Here is a 12,044-nt window from a genome sequence, read left to right as displayed (position 1 = left end):
CACAAGCGCAACCCGGTCGCCGCTGCCAGTGCGCTGGGCGCCGCTACAATGGCGCCGCAGCTTGCCGCGACGATTTTTGCTGCTCAAGTGCAGGACCACGAGCGCAGCGCCGGCCCCTGGCACGCAGAATGGCCGACGCTGCCGCAATTGATGCTGGTCACCTCGGGGGCGCTTGCCGCCGTCGTCGACATCGCCGAAGGACTCGATGTCGATGCCGCGCGCATGCGCAGCAATCTCGAGGCGACGCATGGGCTGATCATGGCGGAAGCGGTCACCTTTGCGCTGGCCGACAAGATCGGCAAGAGCGATGCGCATCACCTGATCGAGGCCGCCAGCAAGCGCGCGGTCGCCGAGAAGAAGCATCTGCGCGAGGTGCTGTCAGCCGATTCGCAGGTCGCCGCGCATCTCGCACCGGAAAAAATTGCGGCATTGTTCGAGCCGATGGCCTATCAAGGTGCGTCGCAGGCGCTGATCGACCGCCTGCTCGACAGCCTCGAGCGTGAATAAAACGGAGACGCCATCATGCCCATGATCGATGCCGACGGTTGCCTGCTCAACGTCTCCGTCGAGGGCCGCGACGGCGGGCCGACCTTGATGCTGTCCAATTCGCTCGGCTGCACGCTGCAGATGTGGGAGCCGCAGATGAAGGCGCTGACGCAGGTGTTCCGCGTCATCCGCTACGACCGCCGCGGCCACGGCAAGTCCAACGTTCCGCCCGGCCCCTACACGATGGAGCGCTTCGGCCGCGACGTGCTCGCGATCCTCGACGACCTCAACATCGAGAAGGTGCATTGGTGCGGCCTGTCGATGGGCGGTATGGTCGGGCAATGGCTGGGCGCCAACGCACCGGAACGCTTCGGCAAGCTGATTCTCGCCAACACCTCCTGCTATTATGCCGAGCCGACCAAATGGCTGGAGCGCATCGACGCGGTGAAGAAAGGCGGCATCGCGGCAGTTGCGGATGCCGTGATCGCAGGCTGGCTGACGCAGGACTTCCGCGAGCGCGAGCCTGAGATCGCCGCGAGGATGAAGTCGATGCTGCTCGCCTCCCCGGTCGAAGGTTATCTCGCCTGCTGCGAGGCGCTGTCGACGCTCGATCAGCGCGAACTGCTTGCCAAGATCAAGAGTCCGACGCTGGTGATCGCTGGCCGCCACGACATGGCGACGCCGATCTCGGCGGGAGAGTTGATACGCTCGAACATTCCCGGCGCCAGCATGACCATCATCGACGCGGCGCACATTTCCAACGTAGAGCAGCCGCATGCGTTTACGGATGCGGTGGTGGGATTCCTGACGCAGCGCTGATCTCACAACGCGTCATTGCGAGCGCAGCGAAGCAATCCAGAAATCCTACCGCGGCGACAGTCTGGATTGCTTCTCTGCGCTCGCAATGACGAGAGGAGGATAGAATGGACGACCAGAAGCGCCGCGATGCCGGCATGAGCGTGCGCCGAAAGGTGCTGGGCAATGCCTGGGTCGACAAGTCGATTACCAACCGCAATGCCTTCAACACCGACTTCCAGGACCTGATTACGCGCTACGCCTGGGGCGAAATCTGGACGCGGCCGCATTTCGACGAGCGCACGCGGCGCGTGCTGGTGATCGGCACCATGGTCGCGCTCGGGCAATGGGACGAATTCCGCCTGCACGTGCGCGCGGCGCTCGCCGAGGGCGGCTTCACCCCCGACGACATCAAGGAAGTCCTGCTGCAGCAGGCGATCTATTGCGGCGTGCCGGCCGCGAACCACGCCGTGAAGGAGGCCTCAGCGATTGTGCAGGAGCTCGGCCTGCTCAAGACCTAGCGGCTGAAGACTCGGCGGCGCGACGTTCTCGACGATCTTCGGCGCAGGCTCGGGCCGTTCGATCACCACCACGATGGCAGCGCCGAGCAAGAGCAGCAGCTCGGTGGCATGGAGCCGGAGCGCGGCCATCTCGCCGACCTTCGAAGCCATCACCATGCTGGCAAACGAGATCAGGCTGCCGATCGCGAGCGCAATGCCGAGCGCCTCGTCGCTGCCGCCGCCCTTGCGGGCGCGGGGGATGCACAGAAGCACGAGGTAGATCGCAAAGAACGCCACCACGGTCATCCGGCCCAGCGCCAACAGCCAGGCGGCCCGCACCGTGCTCATCCCTGCCATCTCGAGATGGTCGCTGAGGAAAAGCGCAACTGCGACGCTCGGGCGCTCAAAGAGGCCGTGCACCGGCGCGACCATGATGTTGAAGGCAACGAGGCTCCAGGCCGGGATGAAATAGGCCGCCAGCAGCGCGCCGTTGACTGAGCCGATCCGCCAATTCCCGAACATGCCGCTTCCCACTTGATTTGCCGAAGACCTTCGACGGAAGGCAGCGGCTTTACGGGAGCTAACTCGCATCAGACTGTGGCGGCAATTTAAACCCTTTGTTTACCTTAATTGCCCGGCTGAGCCCCAAAAAAAGACCCCGCCTCTCGGCGGGGCCCTCTTCACCCTCTTTATGCTTGGGCTCCCAGATTACTTGTCCTGCTGACCACCCTGCTGCTGGCCGGGGCGATCGCCCTGACGCATCGGATCGTCCTGCTGCTGCTGTCCAGGTTTCTGACCGCCACCCTGCTGCTGGCCCGGCTGTTGACCTGGGCGCTGCTGGCCGGGGTTCTGACTCTGCTGACCCGGATTCTGGTTCTGCTGCTTCGTCATTCGGGGAACTCCATTGTTGGACGTCAGAGGCGAGATAACGGCCGCCATCCATTTTGGTTGCCCGCGGAACCCGGTTCCTCGCAGTTGCGGAACCCCAAGGCCAAATGACCTCTGTACAAGACCTTCTGGCGCAGTGTGACCAGTTGCAGCCGCCAGTTCCCTCCTGTTACAAAACCGGAAGAATGCCTAAGGGCTGCCGGGGCCCAAGAAAACCACACTCCAACCCACTCTCCTCAGAGCTCCCTTTGAGCCCGCGTCAGGTTTGGTACGGCAGCCCATGGATTATTTCACCCAGCAGCTCATCAACGGCCTCGTCCTGGGCTCGATCTACGGCCTGATCGCCATCGGCTACACGATGGTCTACGGCATCGTCGGCATGATCAACTTCGCCCATGGCGACGTCTTCATGATCGGCGGCTTCATTGCCCTGATCACCTTCCTGATCCTGATCTCGTTCGGGCTGACCGCGATCCCGCTGATCCTGCTGGTCGTGCTGCTGGTCTCGATGGCGATCACGGCGCTCTATGGCTGGACCATCGAGCGCATCGCCTACCGGCCGCTGCGCCATTCCTTTCGCCTCGCCCCGATGCTGTCGGCGATCGGCATGTCCTTCGTTCTGACCAACTATTCGCAGGTGGCGCAGGGCGCCCGCGTCAAGCCGATCCCGCCCTTCATCACCGGCGGCTACACCCTGCATGAGAGCACGGATGGCTTCGTGATCCAGCTCTCCAACATCCAGATCATGGTGGTCGTCACCACCGTCGTGCTGCTGGCGCTCTTCACCTGGCTGGTGTCGCGCACCCGGCTCGGGCGCGACATGCGCGCCTGCGAGCAGGACCAGACCATGGCGGCGCTGCTCGGCGTCGACGTCGACCGCACCATCTCCATGACCTTCGTGATCGGCGCCGCGCTCGCCGCGGTCGCCGGCCTGATGTACCTGCTTTACTACGGGACGGTCGATTTCTTCATGGGCTTCGTCGCCGGCATCAAGGCGTTCACCGCGGCCGTGCTCGGCGGCATCGGCTCGCTGCCGGGCGCCATGCTCGGCGGCCTTGCGATCGGCCTGATCGAGACGTTCTGGTCGGCCTATTTCTCGGTCGGGTACAAGGACGTCGCGGCGTTCTCGATCCTGATCGTCGTGCTGATCTTCATGCCGACCGGCCTGCTCGGTCGTCCCGAAGTCGAAAAAGTCTGACGGGACGCGCGCGTGACAGCTCCCTCGCCCATGACGGCCAAACCTGCAACGGGCATCCCCTCCATCCTGAAGACGGCTTTCATCAACGCGCTGGTCGCGCTGGTGCTGTTCTCGTTGATGGTCGGCATCCGCACCGAGGCGGGCTCTTCCGGCCAGCTCACCTATTGGACGCGCTTCGGCGAACTTGCCTCCCTCGTCGGTGCGGTATTCGGCGGCTCGATCGTGATCGAGCTGTTGCGGCAATGGATCGGCCCCTCCGGTGCCGAGAATCTGGTGCCGCCGGCGATGAAGAGCGGCATGACGTTCATCGGCCGCTACCTCGCGCCGGCGCTTCTGATCTTCACGCTCCTGGTGCCGGTGATCTTCTATAACCAGCGCTACATCCTCGACCTCGCGATCCTCGTGCTCACCTATGTCATGCTGGGCTGGGGACTGAACGTCGTGGTCGGGCTCGCCGGCCTGCTCGATCTCGGCTACGTCGCTTTCTATGCGGTCGGCGCCTATTCCTACGGACTGCTTGCAACCAATTTCGGCTGGTCGTTCTGGATCTGCCTGCCGCTCGCCGGCATCCTCGCAGCGTTCTGGGGCGTGCTTCTCGGCTTTCCCGTGCTACGCCTGCGCGGCGACTATCTTGCCATCGTGACGCTCGCCTTCGGCGAGATCATCCGCCTCGTCATCATCAACTGGCAGGATCTCACCGGCGGGCCCAACGGCGTCTCCGGCATTCCCCGCCCCACCTTCTTCGGCATCCCACTCGACAACAGCGATGACGGGCTCGCCGCCAAGCTCGGCATCGAATATTCGCCGACGCACCGTATCGTCTTCCTGTTCTATCTGATCCTGGCACTTGCGCTGCTCACCAACTGGGCGACAATCCGCCTGCGCCGCTTGCCGATCGGGCGGGCCTGGGAAGCCTTGCGCGAGGACGAGGTCGCCTGCCGCGCGCTCGGCATCAACACCACCACCACCAAGCTCACGGCGTTCGCGACGGGGGCGATGTTCGGCGGCTTTGCCGGCGCGTTCTTCGCCACCCGCCAAGGCTTCATCAGCCCGGAATCCTTCACCTTCCAGGAATCGGCGCTGGTGCTCGCCATCGTCGTCCTCGGCGGCATGGGCTCGCAGCTCGGCGTCGCGCTGGCCGCGCTCGCCATGATCGGCGGTTTCGAACTGTTCCGCAGCCTCGAAACCTATCGCATGCTGGTATTCGGCATGGCCATGGTGCTGATCATGATCTGGCGGCCGCGCGGCCTGATCGGCCATCGCGCGCCCACCGTGTATCTGACCAAGGCGAAAGCGATCTCCTCCGACCTCGTCAAAGAAGGGCACGGATGAGCGGCGACAAGATTCTTAGCGTCGACCGGCTCGCCATGCGCTTCGGCGGCATCGTTGCCGTGCAGGACCTTTCTTTCGCCGCCGAGCGGAAGAAGATCACCGCGCTGATCGGACCGAACGGCGCCGGCAAGACCACGGTGTTCAACTGCATCACCGGCTTCTACAAACCGAGCGGCGGCGCCATCCGCCTCACCCATGACGACGGCAGGACGATCGCGCTGGAGCGGCTGAACGATTTTCGCATCGCCAAGCAAGCCAAGGTGGCCCGCACCTTCCAGAACATTCGGCTGTTTCCCGGCATGACCGCGCTGGAAAACCTGATGGTGGCGCAGCACAACGCGCTGATGCGCGCCTCCGGCTTCACTTTCCTCGGCCTCATCGGCGCGCCCGGCTATCGCGATGCCGAGAAGCGCGCGATTGATCTCGCCACCGACTGGCTCAAGCGGGTCAACCTGCTCGACCGCGCCGACGATGCCGCCGGCAATTTCGCCTATGGCGATCAGCGCCGGCTCGAGATCGCGCGCGCCATGTGCACCGAGCCCGCCCTGTTATGCCTGGACGAGCCCGCCGCCGGCCTCAATGCGCGCGAGAGCGCGGCCTTGAGCGCGCTTCTGCTCTCGATCAGAGACGAGCTCGGTACCTCGATCCTCCTGATCGAGCACGACATGTCGGTGGTGATGGAAATCTCCGACCACATCGTGGTGATGGACCATGGCGTCAAGATCGCGGAAGGCACGCCGCGCGAGGTCCGCGACGATCCCAAGGTGATCGCCGCCTATCTCGGCGCCGACGAGGAAGAGGCGGCAGCCGTGATGGAGGGCGGCTCGTGACGCCGGCGCCCTCCCCTCTGCTCGCGATCCGGGGCTTGCGCGCCGCCTACGGCAAGATCGAGGCGCTGAAGGGCGTCGACGTCGAGATCAATGCCGGCGAGATCGTCGCGCTGATCGGCGCCAACGGCGCCGGCAAGTCGACGCTGATGATGACGATCTTCGGCAAGCCGCGCGCCCGCGCCGGCCAGATCCTGTATGAAGGCCGCGACATCACCGACGTCCCCACCCACGAGATCGCGCATTTGCGCATCGCGCAATCGCCCGAGGGCCGCCGCATCTTCCCGCGCATGAGCGTGGCGGAAAACCTCCAGATGGGGGCGGATGCCACCGAATGCACCGAGGCCGAACGCGAGGCGACGCTCCAACGCGTCTTCACGCTGTTTCCGCGCCTGAAGGAACGCTACGCCCAGCGCGGCGGAACCCTGTCCGGCGGCGAGCAGCAGATGCTGGCGATCGGCCGCGCCTTGATGAGCCGCCCCCGCCTGCTCCTGCTCGACGAGCCCTCGCTTGGCCTGGCGCCGCTGATCGCGCGTCAGATTTTCGATGCGATCCGCACGCTGAACCGGCAGGACGGCCTGACCGTCCTGATCGTCGAGCAGAACGCCAACCACGCCCTCAAGCTTGCCCATCGCGGCTATGTCATGGTCAACGGCCTGATCACGCTGGCCGGCACCGGCGCCGAATTGTTGCAGCGCCCCGAGATTCGCGCCGCCTACCTGGAAGGCGGCCGGCACGGCTGACCGAGCCGCAAGCCCGCCCCGCGTGCGGCCGAATGTGGCGAGATATCTGCGCCAATGCCCGTATTTTGCCGGTGACTTCTCCTCGAATTCATTCAAGAATGGCGCCGGTTTGGACCGGGCATGCCCGGCAACTTCCACAGGCGACCACCCGCGAGGTATCTCATGAAATCACTGAAGCTCATCGGTCTGGCATTCGGCGCATCGCTCGCGCTGTCGAGCGCGGCATTCGCGCAGGATGTCACCGTCGCAGTCGCAGGCCCGATGACCGGCGGCGAGTCCGCCTTCGGCCGCCAGATGAAGAACGGCGCCGAAATGGCCGTGGCCGATATCAATGCCGCCGGCGGCGTCAACGGCAAGAAGCTCGCGCTGTCCGTCGAGGACGACGCTTGCGACCCGAAACAAGCGCGCTCGATCGCCGAAAAGATCGCCGGCGCGAAGATCCCCTTCGTCGCCGGGCATTATTGCTCGTCGTCGTCGATTCCGGCCTCGGAAGCCTATGCCGACGGCAACGTGCTCCAGATCACGCCGGCCTCGACCAACCCGCTGTTCACCGAGCGCAAGCTCTGGAACGTGGCGCGCGTCTGCGGCCGTGACGATCAGCAGGGCCTGATCGCGGCGCAGTACATCGCCAAGAACTACAAGGGTAAGAACATCGCGATCCTCAACGACAAGACCACCTACGGCAAGGGTCTGGCCGACGAGACCAAGAAGGCGCTCAACAAGGCCGGCGTCACCGAGAAGATGTACGAGTCCTACAACAAGGGCGACAAGGACTTCAACGCGATCGTCTCGCGTCTGAAGCGCGACAACATCGACCTCGTCTATGTCGGCGGTTACCATCAGGAGAGCGGCCTGATCCTGCGTCAGATGCGCGACCAGGGCCTCAAGACCGTGCTGATGGCCGGCGACGCGCTCGCCGACAAGGAGTACGCCTCCATCACCGGCCCGGCTGGCGAAGGCACGTTGTTCACCTTCGGCCCCGATCCGCGCAACAAGCCGACCGCGAAGAAGATCGTCGAGGCTTTCAAGGCCAAGAACATCGACCCCGAGGGCTACACCCTCTACACCTATGCGGCGATGCAGGTGTGGTCGCAGGCGGCCAAGAAGGCCGGCTCCACCGACGCCAAGAAGGTCATGGAAGCGATCAAGGCCGGTAAGTGGGACACCGTGATCGGCCCGATCGAGTATGACGCCAAGGGCGATATCAAGCAGCTCGACTACGTCGTCTACAAATGGGATGCCAAAGGCGGCTACTCCGAGATCAAGGGCAACGGCACCTGAGCGCGCCTGCCGGGCCTGAAGGCTGCCATCCAATCATCACCACGCCCCGGCTTGCCCGGGGCGTTTCTTTTTGCGGGAGGGTCAGACGGCTGCAGGCAGTTCGCCGCCGGCCGCGGCCTGGGCTTTCCGCAGCGCTTGCAGGAGGTCGTTCGGCCGAAACGGCTTTTGCAGGCAGACCACGTTGGCGAGGTGTGGCGCCTGGTCCATGAAATCCAGCGTCGTCATCCCGGACACCGCCACGACCGGCAGCCCCGGCACACGTTCGCGCAGGGTCGCGATGACGTCGACGCCGCTGGTGTCGCCAAGGAAAATATCGACGATCGCCGCATCAAAGGGGCTTTCCGTGAAGGTTTTCAGCCCGGCCGCGCCGCTTTCGGCCTCGGCAACCTCGTATTGGTTGACCCGAAGCACGATCGCGACCATCGCGCGCACGGCCTTCTGGTCGTCGATGATGAGAACGCGAGGCATGGGAACAACTCCCGCAGATCGATCAATTCGTGTGATTCAAACCTGGAACCCGCCGCGGCGGGAGGGCATTATGACACCGCCCCAGTAAAGCGCATCTTACCCGGTCCCTACTCCGCGTTCTCACCAAAATTAAGTAAGCTGTAACCTTCGGTTGAGTCGTCGCTGCAACGGTTCACGACACGCGCCCGCAACGGGCTACCGTGGAGGTCGGAAGGTCAAGTCTGCCGGATCTTGGAACTTCGGGATGCTCAAAACGGGTTTGCAAGAGATGAACGCGCCTACGATCGACCGAAGCACATTTCTTTCAACGCTGCCGGCCACGTCAGCCGACCGGACCGCGGCATTGTGGATCGTCGGCGTCTCCTCGATCCTGTTCGCACTGGCCGTTCCGTTCGCAGGTATCCCGCTGCCGCCGGTCCCCGCCTTCGTCGCGAGCTATCAATCCGCCCTGGCCGTGAGCGACATCATCACGGCAGTGTTGCTGCTGTCGCAGTTTTCGGTGCTGCGGACCCGCGCACTGCTGTGGCTGTCGACGGGCTACCTGTTCACCGCCGCGGCAGCGCTGGTTCATGCCCTCACCTTCCCCGGCCTGTTCACACCGACCGGGCTGTTCGGCGCCGGCAGCCAGACCACCGTCTGGCTCTATATGATCTGGCACGGCGGCTTCCCGCTGTTCGTGCTGGGCTATGCCTGGCTGAAGGAAAAGGACGGCGGCCCCAGGATCCGGGGCGCAACAAGCAGCCCGATCTACGCCATCGTGCTCGGCGTCGTCGCGACCATGGCCGCCTTCACCTGGATTGTCACCGTCCAGCACGATCTGTTGCCGGTCCTGCTCCGCGACGGCCGTTACACACCGACCATGATCGGGGTCGTATCCTTCGTGTGGTCACTGAGCTTCGCTGCGCTCGTTTCGCTGTGGTTCCGCCGCCCGCATTCGGTGATCGACATCTGGCTCATGGTGGTGATGTGCGCATGGCTGTTCGACATCGCGCTGTCTGCAATCGTCAACGTCGCGCGCTTCGATCTCGGTTTCTACGCCGGCCGTCTCTATGGCCTCTGCGCGTCGAGCTTCGTGCTCGCGGTGCTGCTGATCGAGAACGTCCGCCTTCAGGCCCGGACGGTGGGCCTCGTCGGCAGGCTGCGCGAGCAATCGGCGTCGGATCGCGACTTCTACGGCAAGCGCCTCGCGCTGTACGGCGCCGTCGTCGAATCCTCCAACGACGCCATCATCACGAAGACGCTCGACGGCATCATCACCGGGTGGAACAAGGCCGCCGAGCACTTGTTCGGCTATTCCGCCACGGAGGCCGTCGGCAGGTCGATCGACATTATCGTGCCCACGGAGCGAAAGGGCGAAGTCCGGAGTATCCTCAACCGGATCGCCGACAACGAGACGATTGCGCAGCACGAGACGGTGCGGATTCGCAAGGACGGCCGCGCGCTCGACGTTGTCCTGAATGTTTCGCCATTGAGGTCGGACAACGGAGAGATCATCGGCGCTTCCAAGATCGCCCATGACATCACCGAGGAGAAGCAGGCGCAGGAGAAGCTTCGCCGCGAGATCGAGGAACGCCAGCGCATCTTCGAGACGTCGCAGGATCTGATCCTGGTCACTGACGGCTTCGGCAATTTCATCCAGGTCAGCCCGAGCGTGAAGGACATCCTCGGCTTCAGCCCGGAAGACATGATCGGGCACAGTGCGACCGAGTTCATCCACCCAGACGACCTCGACAAGACGCGGGAGGAGATGCGCGCGGCGCGGCGCGGCGCGGTCAAGCGCAGCTTCGAGGCTCGCTATTATCACTACGACGGTCACGAGGTCACGCTGAACTGGATGGGCACTTGGTCCGAGCCGGTGAAGCGCCATTTCTTCATCGGCCGAGATCTGACGGAGAAGCAGGCCGCCGAAGCCCAGTTCCGGCAGGTCCAGAAGATGGACTCCATCGGCCAGTTGACCGGCGGCGTCGCCCACGACTTCAACAACGTGCTGACCGTCATCACCGGCACGATCGGCATTCTCAGCGACGCCGTCGCCGACCGGCCCGAGCTTGCCGCCATCACCAAGCTGATCGACGACGCCGCCGAACGCGGCGCGCAGCTGACCAAGCATCTGCTCGCCTTCGCCCGCAAGCAGCCGCTGCAGCCGCGCGAGATCGACGTCAACGCGCTGGCGCTCGAAGCCGCCAAGCTGCTGCACCCGACGCTGGGCGAGCAGATCACGATCATGCCGCAGCTTACCGAGGACGCCTGGCCGACGCTGGTCGACCCTGGCCAGCTCTCCACCGCGATCCTCAATCTCGCATTGAACGCGCGCGATGCCATGCCCGACGGCGGCACCCTGGTGCTGGAGACCCGCAACATCTTCCTCGACGACGGCTATGCCAGCATGAACCCCGACGTCGTCGCCGGCAATTACGTGATGATTGCCGTCAGCGACACCGGCAGCGGAATTCCGCCGGACCTGATCGACCGGGTCTTCGACCCGTTCTTCACCACCAAGGAGGTCGGCAAGGGCACCGGCCTCGGCTTGAGCATGGTGTTCGGTTTCGTCAAGCAGTCGGGCGGCCACATCAAGATCTACAGCGAGGTAGGCCACGGCACGAGCGTGAAGATCTACCTGCCGCGCTCGACCGGGGTGCAGGAGACCGATTTCGAGGTGCTCCAGAACGCGCCCATCACCGGCGGCAACGAGAGGATCCTGATCGTCGAGGATGACGCGCTGGTGCGGCAATATGTTGTGACGCAGGTCAAGAGCCTCGGCTATACCGCGCTCGAGGCCGCCAACGGCGCGGATGCCCTCACCATCATCGACAGCGACAAGGCCATCGACCTGCTCTTCACCGACATCATCATGCCGGGCAACATGAATGGCCGCCAGCTTGCCGACGAAGCGGTCCGGCGCCGCCCCGACCTCAAGACGCTGTTCACCTCGGGCTACACCGAAAATGCCATCGTCCATCATGGCCGGCTCGATTCCGGCGTGTTGCTGCTGGCCAAGCCCTACCGCAAGTCCGAGCTCGCCAAGATGCTCAGAACGGCGCTGGCCAGTTGAGCCCGCGACCTCTCTGCGCTATCGCAGAGGCGAACTCCTTCGAGCTCGCGAGGCCAGTTTGAACAACCTCCTCACCGATATCGCCGGCGTCCGCGTCGGTCATGCCGAGGATGCCAAAGTCGCCTCCGGCACGACCGCGATCATCTTCGATTCCCCGGCGGTCGCGGCCATCGATGTTCGCGGCGGCGGCCCGGGCACGCGCGAGGTCTCGCTGCTCGACGTCGCCAATACGGTCGAGCGGATCGACGCGATCGCACTCTCCGGCGGCTCCGCCTTCGGTCTCGATGCCGGTGGCGGCGTACAGGCTTGGCTCGCCGAACAGGGCCGCGGTTTCAGGGTAAGGGAGGCTGTGATCCCCGTCGTCCCCGGCGCGATCGTGTTCGACCTGCTCAACGGCGGCGATAAGGCCTGGGGCCGCTTTTCGCCCTATCGCGACCTCGGCTACGCCGCTGCGGCTTCCGCCGGCGCCGACTT

The 12,044-nt window shown here is 64.4% G+C and carries 12 protein-coding genes and 1 pseudogene; 10 read left to right on the top strand and 3 right to left on the bottom strand.

What is annotated here, in order from left to right; all coding sequences use genetic code 11:
- From MOV75_RS11740 to MOV75_RS11730, 3 genes and pseudogenes are all read left to right on the top strand, one after another.
- Window positions 1–507 (top strand): annotated as a pseudogene (locus MOV75_RS11740) (3-carboxy-cis,cis-muconate cycloisomerase); the annotation flags it as partial.
- Window positions 508–522: 15 nt separating this feature from the next.
- On the top strand, window positions 523–1,305 hold the full coding sequence (gene pcaD, locus MOV75_RS11735; protein WP_246924928.1) for a 3-oxoadipate enol-lactonase: 783 nt from the start codon (window positions 523–525) through the stop codon (window positions 1,303–1,305).
- Window positions 1,306–1,409: 104 nt separating this feature from the next.
- Complete coding sequence (locus MOV75_RS11730) at window positions 1,410–1,802, top strand: carboxymuconolactone decarboxylase family protein (protein ID WP_246924931.1); 393 nt, start codon at window positions 1,410–1,412, stop codon at window positions 1,800–1,802.
- Here MOV75_RS11730 and MOV75_RS11725 read toward each other — a convergent pair.
- Both MOV75_RS11725 and MOV75_RS11720 read right to left on the bottom strand, forming a co-directional pair.
- Window positions 1,764–2,303, bottom strand: a complete 540-nt coding sequence (locus MOV75_RS11725; protein ID WP_246924934.1) for a hypothetical protein — start codon at window positions 2,301–2,303, stop codon at window positions 1,764–1,766. The genes MOV75_RS11730 and MOV75_RS11725 overlap by 39 nt on opposite strands.
- A gap of 186 nt (window positions 2,304–2,489) precedes the next feature.
- Window positions 2,490–2,672 carry a hypothetical protein gene (locus MOV75_RS11720; RefSeq protein WP_246924936.1) on the bottom strand — a complete coding sequence of 61 codons (183 nt, stop codon included), beginning with the start codon at window positions 2,670–2,672 and terminating at the stop codon, window positions 2,490–2,492.
- A gap of 277 nt (window positions 2,673–2,949) precedes the next feature.
- Here MOV75_RS11720 and MOV75_RS11715 point away from each other — a divergent pair, with 277 nt between their 5' ends.
- From MOV75_RS11715 to MOV75_RS11695, 5 genes are all read left to right on the top strand, one after another.
- Complete coding sequence (locus MOV75_RS11715; RefSeq protein WP_246924939.1) at window positions 2,950–3,867, top strand: branched-chain amino acid ABC transporter permease LivH; 918 nt, start codon at window positions 2,950–2,952, stop codon at window positions 3,865–3,867.
- A 30-nt stretch (window positions 3,868–3,897) separates the two neighbouring features.
- A complete protein-coding gene (gene livM, locus MOV75_RS11710; protein WP_246924961.1) occupies window positions 3,898–5,199 on the top strand; it encodes a high-affinity branched-chain amino acid ABC transporter permease LivM in 1,302 nt (433 codons plus the stop codon).
- Entirely contained in the window at window positions 5,196–6,029 is an 834-nt protein-coding gene (locus MOV75_RS11705) for an ABC transporter ATP-binding protein (protein WP_246924942.1), read from the top strand. Before livM ends, MOV75_RS11705 begins: the two co-directional genes overlap by 4 nt.
- Window positions 6,026–6,769 (top strand): ABC transporter ATP-binding protein, encoded by a 744-nt coding sequence (locus MOV75_RS11700; protein ID WP_246924945.1) that lies wholly within the window; start codon window positions 6,026–6,028, stop codon window positions 6,767–6,769. Before MOV75_RS11705 ends, MOV75_RS11700 begins: the two co-directional genes overlap by 4 nt.
- 162 nt (window positions 6,770–6,931) lie before the next feature.
- Window positions 6,932–8,050: a branched-chain amino acid ABC transporter substrate-binding protein gene (locus MOV75_RS11695; protein WP_246924948.1), complete on the top strand. Its 1,119-nt coding sequence runs from the start codon at window positions 6,932–6,934 to the stop codon at window positions 8,048–8,050.
- 81 nt (window positions 8,051–8,131) lie between these two features.
- On the opposite strand, the gene MOV75_RS11690 is transcribed toward MOV75_RS11695, so the two are convergent.
- The gene (locus tag MOV75_RS11690; RefSeq protein WP_246924951.1) at window positions 8,132–8,518 is read right to left on the bottom strand and encodes a response regulator; all 387 of its coding nucleotides are present in this window, start codon (window positions 8,516–8,518) and stop codon (window positions 8,132–8,134) included.
- A gap of 244 nt (window positions 8,519–8,762) precedes the next feature.
- On the opposite strand from MOV75_RS11690, the gene MOV75_RS11685 reads away from it, so the two are divergent.
- Window positions 8,763–11,570, top strand: a complete 2,808-nt coding sequence (locus MOV75_RS11685) for a PAS domain S-box protein (RefSeq protein ID WP_246924955.1) — start codon at window positions 8,763–8,765, stop codon at window positions 11,568–11,570.
- A 58-nt stretch (window positions 11,571–11,628) separates the two neighbouring features.
- Window positions 11,629–12,044: P1 family peptidase (locus MOV75_RS11680; protein ID WP_247005747.1), on the top strand; the 416-nt coding region annotated here is incomplete at its 3' end.

The sequence above is a fragment of the Bradyrhizobium sp. PRIMUS42 genome, from assembly GCF_023006515.1.
Lineage (GTDB): Bacteria > Pseudomonadota > Alphaproteobacteria > Rhizobiales > Xanthobacteraceae > Bradyrhizobium.
This window is presented reverse-complemented; position numbering and strand designations above follow the sequence as displayed.

What these genes read in the sequence shown, in the direction of transcription:
- MOV75_RS11705 (WP_246924942.1), top strand. Translation starts at nt 5,196, where the DNA reads ATGAGCGGCGACAAGATTCTTAGCGTCGACCGGCTCGCCATGCGCTTC.
- MOV75_RS11730 (WP_246924931.1), top strand. Translation starts at nt 1,410, where the DNA reads ATGGACGACCAGAAGCGCCGCGATGCCGGCATGAGCGTGCGCCGAAAG.
- MOV75_RS11720 (WP_246924936.1), bottom strand. Translation starts at nt 2,672, where the DNA reads ATGACGAAGCAGCAGAACCAGAATCCGGGTCAGCAGAGTCAGAACCCC.
- MOV75_RS11685 (WP_246924955.1), top strand. Translation starts at nt 8,763, where the DNA reads ATGCTCAAAACGGGTTTGCAAGAGATGAACGCGCCTACGATCGACCGA.
- MOV75_RS11695 (WP_246924948.1), top strand. Translation starts at nt 6,932, where the DNA reads ATGAAATCACTGAAGCTCATCGGTCTGGCATTCGGCGCATCGCTCGCG.
- MOV75_RS11690 (WP_246924951.1), bottom strand. Translation starts at nt 8,518, where the DNA reads ATGCCTCGCGTTCTCATCATCGACGACCAGAAGGCCGTGCGCGCGATG.
- MOV75_RS11725 (WP_246924934.1), bottom strand. Translation starts at nt 2,303, where the DNA reads ATGTTCGGGAATTGGCGGATCGGCTCAGTCAACGGCGCGCTGCTGGCG.
- pcaD (WP_246924928.1), top strand. Translation starts at nt 523, where the DNA reads ATGCCCATGATCGATGCCGACGGTTGCCTGCTCAACGTCTCCGTCGAG.
- MOV75_RS11715 (WP_246924939.1), top strand. Translation starts at nt 2,950, where the DNA reads ATGGATTATTTCACCCAGCAGCTCATCAACGGCCTCGTCCTGGGCTCG.
- livM (WP_246924961.1), top strand. Translation starts at nt 3,898, where the DNA reads ATGACGGCCAAACCTGCAACGGGCATCCCCTCCATCCTGAAGACGGCT.